Genomic DNA, 6,098 nt, shown 5'->3' on the forward strand with positions numbered 1-6,098 from the left:
CCCCGCGCCCCTGAAGGCTTGCGGCTTCGCCGCTCAGCCTTCATCGGGGAAATGCGGCGCGCAGCGCCTGCATTTCAGGGGCGCGGGGAACTGCGCGACCAGCCACGACGAGACCCGCACCCGGCGACGAGACCCGTACCCGGGGTTCGCCCCGGCGACGAGACGCGTCACGCCGCCGCGTCGAACCCCGTGTCGCGCGCCAGCTTCTTCAGCTCGAGCAGCGCGTGCTTCTCGATCTGCCGGATCCGCTCACGGGTCAGCCCGTGCTCCTTGCCGACCTCGGTGAGCGTCCGCTCCCGGCCGTCCTCGATCCCGTACCGCATCTTGATGATGGACGCGGTGCGCTGGTCGAGCCGTCCGATGAGGTCGTCCAGCTCCTCGCTGCGCAGCAGGGTCAGGACGGACTGCTCGGGGGAGACCGCCGAGGTGTCCTCCAGGAGGTCACCGAACTGGGTGTCGCCCTCGTCGTCCACCGACATGTTGAGCGAGACCGGGTCGCGGGCCCAGTCGAGGACGTCGACGACGCGCTCGGCCGTGGTCTTGTCGAGCTGCGCGGCGATCTCCGCCGGCTCCGGCTCGCGCCCGTGCTCGCGGTTGAACTCGCGCTGCACGCGACGGATGCGGCCCAGCTCCTCGACCAGGTGGACGGGGAGGCGGATGGTGCGGGACTGGTCGGCTATGGAGCGCGTGATGGCCTGGCGGATCCACCACGTGGCGTACGTGGAGAACTTGAAGCCCTTGCGGTAGTCGAACTTCTCGACCGCGCGGACCAGGCCTGCGTTCCCCTCCTGGATCAGGTCGAGCAGGGGGAGCCCTGCGCGCGGGTAACGGCGGGCGACGGCCACCACCAGGCGCAGGTTCGACCTGATGAAGACGTCCTTGGCCTTCTCGGACTCGGCGACCAGCGCCTGAAGCTCCTCACGGGTCGCCTTGCCCGCGGCTGCGCTGTCCGTGACCTCGCCGTCGAGGATCTGCTGCGCGTAGACCCCCGCCTCGATGGTCTGGGACAGCTCGACTTCCCTGGCGGCGTCGAGCAGCGGTGTACGCGCGATCTCGTCGAGGTACATGCCGACCAGGTCGCGGTCGGCGATCTCCCCGCCCACGGCGCGAACACTGCGTGCCGCGTCAGTCTCGCCGGACGCGGCGGACTTACGACGGGCTACGGCACGGGTTGCCATGCGTGCTCCCTTGCGATGGTAGGTCGGCTGGGCAAGGACGCCAGCTCCACCCTCGCGGGCTCACCGGCATCCGAAGGAAACAACGACTGGAATCCGGACAGAATTCCCAAGCCGACCCATCTTTTTTGTGATCATGCAGTACCCTGTCGCGCCACACTGCGCGCAGAGGAGTCCCGAGATGCCACCGGAGTCCACAGAGGTGCAGGTCAGCGCGGGAACCGAGGCGGACCTCGATGCCCTCACGGACCTCTACAACCACTACGTACGCGACACGCCGATCACCTTCGACACGGCCGTCTTCACTCCGGAGGAGCGACGCCCCTGGCTGCTCTCCCACCTGAAGGACGGCAGGCACCCGCTGCTGGTTGCGCGGGACCCGGCGACGGACCGCCTCCTCGGGTACGCCACGGCGAGCCCGTTCCGCCCCAAGGCCGCCTACGCGACGTCCGTGGAGGTCACCGTCTACTGCGCCCCGGACGCGGCCGGCCGCGGCGTGGGCACGCTGCTGTACGAGGCCCTGTTCGCCGCGCTCGACGGGCAGGACCTGCACCGCGCGTACGCGGGCATCGCCCTGCCGAACGAGGCCTCGGCCCGGCTGCACGCCCGCTTCGGCTTCCGGCTCGTCGGCACGTACCGCGAGGTGGGCCGCAAGTTCGGGCGGTACTGGGACGTCGCCTGGTACGAGAAGGACCTGGGTCCCGGGGCCGAGGCGGACTACGACCGGGACTAGGCCCCGGGGTCGATCCGCCGCGGGGGCCCACGCGCCTACCGTGCCGGCATGGACGACAACGGCGACACCACAGGCACCCTCGACGAGGCTCTCCAGCGGCTGCACACCACGGGCCCCGAGTTCGACGGCTGGCTCAGCAACCACGGGCCGATGGCCGTCGAGTCCCTGGTGCGCGGCGGGCAGGCGCCCCGCGTGCACCGCTGGCTCGACGCCTACGCCGAACGGCTCGACGCCATGCCCGCGCCGGGCGACCCGGTGCGCGCCGACGACTGGCACTCCGCCCTCGGCGACCCGAAGCGGCTCGCGGACTGGATCGTGTACTTCGAGCGGGCCGTCGCCGAGCGGCCCTGGCGCGACGTCCTCGCCGAGTGGTGGCCCCGGCTGCTGCCGGGCATCGCGGCGGGCGCCACGCACCCCGTCATCCGGGTGGGGCACGCCGTGCGCACCCTGCTGACCGGTGAGCCGACCGCCCCGCGCCTCGCGGAGCTCGCGCACGGGCTCGGCTACTGGGCGGCCCGGCACCAGCCGCTGCCGCCGGTGGCCGCGCTGCCCTCCGCGCCGGACGCGGCGGGGGCGCTGGACGCGGTGCCGCGGATCGCCGACCAGTCCGGCGGGATCCGGGACCGGTTCGCCCGGCTCACCGCGTTCCCCGCGTGGACGGCGGAGCCGGTCGGCCCGGACGCCGCGCGCGAGCGGCTCGGGGAGCTGGTGGCGGCCGCGGTGCGGCGCTACGGGACACATGCGCAGGGGTCGCCGGTGATGCTGGTGCACGCGGCGACCGCGCCGAACGCGGTGCTCAGGACGCTGCCCGCGCTGCCGCGCCCGCTGTGGTCCGCGTCGCTGGACGCGGCCTGGGCCGCGAGCGCCGCCGTGACGTCGGTGTACGCGCCCGCGACGGCGGCCCCGGTGCCCTCGGCGGGAGGCGCGACCGCCGAGGAGGTCCTCGAGCGGGCCGCCGCGCACGGCAACGACCACGCGATCAAGTTCGCGGACACGGCCCTCGACGTGGGCGGCGATCAGGCGCTGGGCGCGGCGCTGCGGGCCCTCACGCTGATCGACCCGGCCTGACCGCCGGCCCGGCCAGGCCCGGCCGGCGTCCCTCAGCCGAACTGCACCGACCGCTTCGCGAGGCCCATCCAGAAGCCGTCGATCACCGACCGCTGCGTGTCCAGCTCCCCGGCGGCGTCCGCCATGCCCAGCGTCACGAACAGCGGGGCGAAGTGCTCCGTGCGCGGGTGGGCCAGGGCACCGGCCGGGGCCTTGTGCGTGAAGTCGAGCAGGGCGTCGACGTCCCCGGCCGCCAGCGCCCGGTGCCCCCAGTCGTCGAACTCGACGGACCAGGACGGGGTGCCGCCCTGGCGCAGCGCGGCGAGGTTGTGCGTGAAGAAGCCGGAGCCGACGACGAGGACGCCCTCGTCCCGCAGCGGCGCGAGCCGGCGGCCGATCTCCATGAGCCGGCGCGGGTCGAGCGTCGGCATGGAGACCTGGAGGACCGGGATGTCGGCGTCCGGGTACATCTCGACGAGCGGCACGTACGCGCCGTGGTCGAGGCCGCGGTCGGGCACGTCCTGGACGGGGATGCCCGGGGCGCGCAGCAACGTGCGGACGGATTCGGCCAGTTCCGGTGCGCCCGGGGCCCCGTAGGTCACGTCGTAGTAGTGCTCGGGGAAGCCCCAGAAGTCGTGGACGAGCGGGACCGTCTCGGTGGCGCCGAGGGCGAGCGGGGCCTCTTCCCAGTGCGCGGAGATCATCAGGACGGCCCTGGGGCGCGGCAGTCCGGCGGACCAGTCCGCGAGCTGGCGGGTCCACAGGGCGTCGTCGGCGAGCGGCGGCGCGCCGTGGGACAGGTACAGCGCGGGCATGCGCTCCGGCGCGGGTGCGGTCACGGCAGCCTCCAGCATCTCGAGCTCGAACGTCGTTTGAACTTGAAGTTTCAAGCGTTCTGTACCGCCTAAAGTAATCGTTGTTTGTTTAATATTCAAGGAGAGGGGCGGAGCGAGCACCGGCAAGGAGACGATGGGGTCATGAACAGCGCAGAGCCGCAGTGGCTGACCGACGACGAACAGCACACCTGGCGCGCGTACCTGCACGCCACCACGCTCCTCGAGGATCACCTCGACCGCCAGCTGCAGCGGGACGCGAAGATGCCGCACGTCTACTTCGGACTGCTCGTGACGCTCAGCGAGGCGCCGCGCCGCCGGCTGCGGATGACGGAGCTGGCCATCCGGTCCAAGATCACCCGGTCCCGGCTCTCGCACGCGGTGGCCCGCCTGGAGAAGAACGGGTGGGTGACGCGCGAGGACTGCCCCTCGGACAAGCGCGGCCAGTTCGCCGTGCTCACCGACGAGGGGCTCGCGGTGCTGCGGCGGACCGCGCCGGGGCACGTGGCGACGGTCCGGCAGGCCCTGTTCGAGCGGCTCACCCCGGAACAGCAGAAGTCCCTCGGCGAGATCATGCGGATCGTCGCCGAGGGACTTCAGCCGAAGGAGGCCGGGGCGGACCTCCCCTGGCTCAGGTGAGCCGGACGGGGCGGGGCGCCCCCGGGGTCAGTGCGCGACCACCGGGACGCGCAGCTCGTCCTCCAGGTCCTCGCCCGTGGTGTCGCCGGAGGCGGCCGCCTGGCCGCCGCCCGGGACGCCGGTGGTGATCAGCGTGAAGGCGATCGTGGCCGAGACGACCAGGATGCCGACCGCCCACCAGATGGCGTGGGTGTAGCCGCTCACCATGGCCTGCGCCTGGAGGAGCTGCTGGTTCGTGGCGCCGCGCGCGTGGTCCACCAGATACGCGGTCGTGGCCGAGGCCGCGATCGTGTTCAGCAGGGCCGTGCCGATGGCACCGCCGACCTGCTGCGAGGTGTTGACCATCGCGGAGGCGACGCCCGCGTCCCGCGCCTCGACGCCGATCGTGGCGAGCGACATGGCGGGCATGAAGGCCGTACCCATGCCGAGGCCGAGCAGCAGCTGGGCGGGCAGGATCAGACCGGCGTACGAGGAGTCCACCGACAGCTGGGTCAGCAGACCCATGCCGAGCGCCGCGAGCACGAAGCCCGGGCCCATCAGCAGCCGCGGCGGCACCCGGGTCATGAGGCGGGCGCCGATCTGCGTGGAGCCCGTGATCATGCCGGCGATCATCGGCAGGAACGCGAAGCCGGTCTTGACCGGCGAGAAGCCCTTCACGACCTGGAGGTAGTAGGTCAGGAAGAGGAACAGGCCGAACATCGCGATGACGGCGAGGCCGAGCGAGGCGTAGACGCCGCCGCGGTTGCGGTCGGCGACGACGCGCAGCGGCAGCAGCGGGTGCTTGACCCGGGCCTCGACGGCGACGAAGGCGATCAGCAGGACGGCGGAGCCGACGAACATGCCGACGGTCAGCGCGTCCGACCAGCCGGCCGACTCGGCGCGGGTGAAGCCGTACACGAGGGCGACCAGGCCGAGCGTGGACAGGACGACGCCCGGGATGTCGAGCGGCGAGCGGTTGCGCGCACCGGCGGGCTCACGGATGACGAAGTAGGCACCGGCGGCGGCGATGATCGCGAACGGGATGTTGACGAAGAAGGTCCAGCGCCAGTTCAGGTACTCGGTGAGGAAACCGCCGAGGATCAGGCCGACGGCGCCGCCGCCACCGGCGATCGCGCCGTAGATGCCGAACGCCTTCGCGCGCTCCTTGGCGTCGGTGAACATGACGGCGAGCAGCGAGAGGGCGGCCGGGGCCAGCAGGGCGCCGAAGACGCCCTGGAGGGCGCGGGCGCCGAACATCATCGCCTCGTTCTGCGCGGCGCCGCCGAGCGCGGAGGCGAGCGCGAAGCCGAGCAGACCGGTCACGAAGGTCCGCTTGCGGCCCCACAGGTCGGCGATGCGCCCGCCGAACAGCAGCAGTCCGCCGAAGGCGAGCGCGTAGGCCGTGATGACCCACTGCTTGTTGCCGTCGGATATGCCGAGGTCGGTCTGGGCGGCGGGCAGGGCGATGTTCACGATGGTGGCGTCGAGCACCACCATGAGCTGGGCGAGCGCGATGAAGACGAGAGCCTTCCAGCGACGCGCGTCGCCTTCGGGAGATGCCGTTTTCGGCAAGGGGGTACCCACAGCGGGACTCCAAGTCATGAGCACGAAGCGTGTGTTACGAGTCGTGAATAAGCGTGAGAAATCGGGTTCCTACGAGAACGCGGCGCCCAACCGGGGCGAGGCCGCCGG

At 72.1% G+C, this 6,098-nt stretch carries 6 protein-coding genes; 3 read left to right on the forward strand and 3 right to left on the reverse strand.

Annotation, left to right across the window (positions count from 1 at the left end; translation table 11 throughout):
• Positions 1–167: 167 nt before the first annotated feature.
• A complete protein-coding gene (locus GTW43_RS26470) occupies positions 168–1,178 on the reverse strand; it encodes a sigma-70 family RNA polymerase sigma factor (RefSeq protein ID WP_161304483.1) in 1,011 nt (336 codons plus the stop codon).
• A 178-nt stretch (positions 1,179–1,356) separates the two neighbouring features.
• Here GTW43_RS26470 and GTW43_RS26475 point away from each other — a divergent pair, with 178 nt between their 5' ends.
• On the forward strand, positions 1,357–1,908 hold the full coding sequence (locus tag GTW43_RS26475) for a GNAT family N-acetyltransferase (RefSeq protein ID WP_161304484.1): 552 nt from the start codon (positions 1,357–1,359) through the stop codon (positions 1,906–1,908).
• A 48-nt stretch (positions 1,909–1,956) separates the two neighbouring features.
• Positions 1,957–2,976 (forward strand): questin oxidase family protein, encoded by a 1,020-nt coding sequence (locus GTW43_RS26480; protein WP_161304485.1) that lies wholly within the window; start codon positions 1,957–1,959, stop codon positions 2,974–2,976.
• A gap of 32 nt (positions 2,977–3,008) precedes the next feature.
• Here GTW43_RS26480 and GTW43_RS26485 read toward each other — a convergent pair whose 3' ends face one another.
• Positions 3,009–3,770 (reverse strand): class III extradiol ring-cleavage dioxygenase, encoded by a 762-nt coding sequence (locus tag GTW43_RS26485; protein WP_161304488.1) that lies wholly within the window; start codon positions 3,768–3,770, stop codon positions 3,009–3,011.
• Between the two features lie 162 nt (positions 3,771–3,932).
• Between GTW43_RS26485 and GTW43_RS26490 the strand changes: the two genes are divergently transcribed.
• Entirely contained in the window at positions 3,933–4,427 is a 495-nt protein-coding gene (locus tag GTW43_RS26490) for a MarR family transcriptional regulator (protein ID WP_161304486.1), read from the forward strand.
• Between the two features lie 27 nt (positions 4,428–4,454).
• Here GTW43_RS26490 and GTW43_RS26495 read toward each other — a convergent pair whose 3' ends face one another.
• Entirely contained in the window at positions 4,455–6,008 is a 1,554-nt protein-coding gene (locus GTW43_RS26495; RefSeq protein WP_161304487.1) for an MFS transporter, read from the reverse strand.
• Positions 6,009–6,098: the final 90 nt, after the last annotated feature.

The organism is Streptomyces sp. SID5785 (assembly GCF_009870065.1).
Taxonomy (GTDB): domain Bacteria; phylum Actinomycetota; class Actinomycetes; order Streptomycetales; family Streptomycetaceae; genus Streptomyces.

Coding starts and splice junctions, on each gene's coding strand:
- GTW43_RS26470 (WP_161304483.1), bottom strand. CDS start 1,178: ATGGCAACCCGTGCCGTAGCCCGTCGTAAGTCCGCCGCGTCCGGCGAG.
- GTW43_RS26475 (WP_161304484.1), top strand. CDS start 1,357: ATGCCACCGGAGTCCACAGAGGTGCAGGTCAGCGCGGGAACCGAGGCG.
- GTW43_RS26480 (WP_161304485.1), top strand. CDS start 1,957: ATGGACGACAACGGCGACACCACAGGCACCCTCGACGAGGCTCTCCAG.
- GTW43_RS26485 (WP_161304488.1), bottom strand. CDS start 3,770: ATGCCCGCGCTGTACCTGTCCCACGGCGCGCCGCCGCTCGCCGACGAC.
- GTW43_RS26490 (WP_161304486.1), top strand. CDS start 3,933: ATGAACAGCGCAGAGCCGCAGTGGCTGACCGACGACGAACAGCACACC.
- GTW43_RS26495 (WP_161304487.1), bottom strand. CDS start 6,008: ATGACTTGGAGTCCCGCTGTGGGTACCCCCTTGCCGAAAACGGCATCT.